The organism is Parendozoicomonas verongulae, from assembly GCF_009711465.1.
Classification (GTDB): domain Bacteria; phylum Pseudomonadota; class Gammaproteobacteria; order Pseudomonadales; family Endozoicomonadaceae; genus Sansalvadorimonas; species Sansalvadorimonas verongulae.
The window spans coordinates 1-369 of sequence record NZ_SMME01000213.1; the positions used below are offsets into that span (position 1 = coordinate 1).

The following is a 369-nucleotide window of genomic DNA, read 5'->3' on the forward strand; positions in this document are numbered from 1 at the left end:
GGTCGCTGAGGTTGCTGGATGTGGTAAACGTTTTGTTACACCCGCTCTGATCACAGACAAAGGGTTTTTCCCCTGTGTGTGTGCGCTTATGAGCGGTGAGGTGGCCGGATTGGGTGAAAGACTTGTTGCATCCGTCCTGGTCACAGACAAAGTGAAAGACTGGTTGCATCCGTCCTGGTCACAGACAAAGGTCGCATCCGTCCTGGTCACAGACAAAGGGCCTTTCCCCTGTGTGGATGCGCTTATGGGCGTGGTCAGATCGCTGGATGAGGTAAATGCTTTGTGGCATCCGTCCTGGTCCAGCGTAGGGTTTCTCCCCTGTATGGGTGCGTGTATGTTTGGTGAGATTGCCAGATGTGGTAAACGTTT

At 53.1% G+C, this 369-nt stretch carries 1 protein-coding gene; it reads left to right on the forward strand.

The window, feature by feature from the left end:
• A partial coding sequence (locus E1189_RS24265; RefSeq protein ID WP_230459815.1) for a hypothetical protein occupies positions 1-369 on the forward strand: 369 nt, incomplete at both ends.